Genomic DNA, 1,394 nt, shown 5'->3' with positions numbered 1-1,394 from the left:
GGGCGATTAGACGACCCGCTGGCGCGGGAGTGGTGCCTGACCTGACGTTGTAATGCCGTCCCATACAACACGCTTCAGTTGAGCGCAGTCCACCTGAGGCAGACCCTCTCGGCTCCCCACACCAGAGGAGTCGACGATGACCAACACCCCCACCTACGCCGCCGTATCGCTGCGCGAGCGCCTGATCGAAGACATGAACGTGCGCCGGCTGTCGCTGGCAACGCAGCGCAACTACGTGCGTGACGTTGCCCGGTTCGCCGGCTGGCTGGGCCGCCCACCTGACCAGGCGACCGACGAAGATCTACGTCAGTATCAGATCGAGCAGAGCCAGACTGGCCTCGGTGCTCCAGCGATGAATGCCGCGGTGTCGGCGCTACGGTTCTTCTACTGCCGCACGCTCGATCGCCCCGAGGTGACGCGCAAGCTTCACCGGGTGAAGCATCCCCGCGCGCTACCCACCGTGCTCAGCCGCGAGGAGGTCACGCGGATGCTGGACGCAACCACCAGCCTTAAGCACCAAGCGATTCTGTCGGTTGCCTATGGTGCCGGCCTGCGCGCTTCGGAAGTAGCGAAGCTCAGGGTCCGCGACATCGATAGTGAGCGGATGTTGCTTCGCGTCCAGTGCGGCAAAGGCGGCCGTCACCGCAACGCGATGCTCGCCCACGATCTGCTGCTGCTCCTGCGCGAATGGTGGAAGGTCGGCCGGAAAGAGGGCGTGATGCATCCCGATGGCTGGCTGTTCCCTGGCCAGCACTACCTCAAGCCGATCTGCTATCGGCAGGTGCACCGGATCGCTGCCGATGCCGCCCATGCCGCCGGCATCACCAAGCGGGTCGGGCCGCATACGCTGCGCCATAGCTTCGCCACCCACTTGCTCGAGGATGGCGTCGATATCCGCATCATCCAGGTCCTGCTCGGTCACGCCCAGCTATCAACGACCTCGCTCTACACCCGGGTGGCGACGCGCACGGTCAAGAACGTCGTCAGCCCGCTCGACCGGCTGGCCATGTTCTCGGACTTGCAGGCAGCGCCCGACGGCTGAGCCGGTGCGCGCCCCGCTCGAGGTCGCCGACATCTTCCGCACTGCCGGACCCGGCTATCGGGCCGCCCATGCCGGGCACCTGAACCTCGTCCAGCTCAAGGTGATGACGGCGATCGAGAACTGCCGGACAGCAGCCTTGGGCGGCCACGTGGAGGCCTGCGAGGACTGCGGGCATTGGCGGATCGCCTACAACTCCTGCCTTATGGGCAGATCCAGTAATTTTTCTCGTTGTCCTTCCCCTGCTTTCTTTTGCCGTTTCTCTTCTCTGTGCCCTCTGCGTCGCAGCGGTCTCTTCTCCCCCTCTTCTCTCCCCCTCTCCTCCTTCTCCTCTCTTCTTCCTTCTTCTTCTTTC

1 protein-coding gene and 1 pseudogene are annotated in these 1,394 nt (G+C 64.3%); both read left to right on the top strand.

From position 1 onward, the window contains the following. Positions 1 to 136: 136 nt before the first annotated feature. Positions 137 to 1,042 (top strand): site-specific integrase, encoded by a 906-nt coding sequence (locus J3474_RS22480; protein WP_207095709.1) that lies wholly within the window; start codon positions 137 to 139, stop codon positions 1,040 to 1,042. Positions 1,043 to 1,046: 4 nt separating this feature from the next. Beyond that, a pseudogene (locus J3474_RS22850) lies at positions 1,047 to 1,280 on the top strand (transposase zinc-binding domain-containing protein); the annotation flags it as partial. Positions 1,281 to 1,394 lie beyond the last annotated feature (114 nt).

Origin of the sequence: Novosphingobium sp. PY1 (assembly GCF_017312445.1) — a bacterium.
Classification (GTDB): Bacteria; Pseudomonadota; Alphaproteobacteria; order Sphingomonadales; family Sphingomonadaceae; genus Novosphingobium.
The sequence above is the reverse complement of the archived record's forward strand: the minus strand, read 5'-3'. Positions and strand labels throughout refer to the sequence as shown.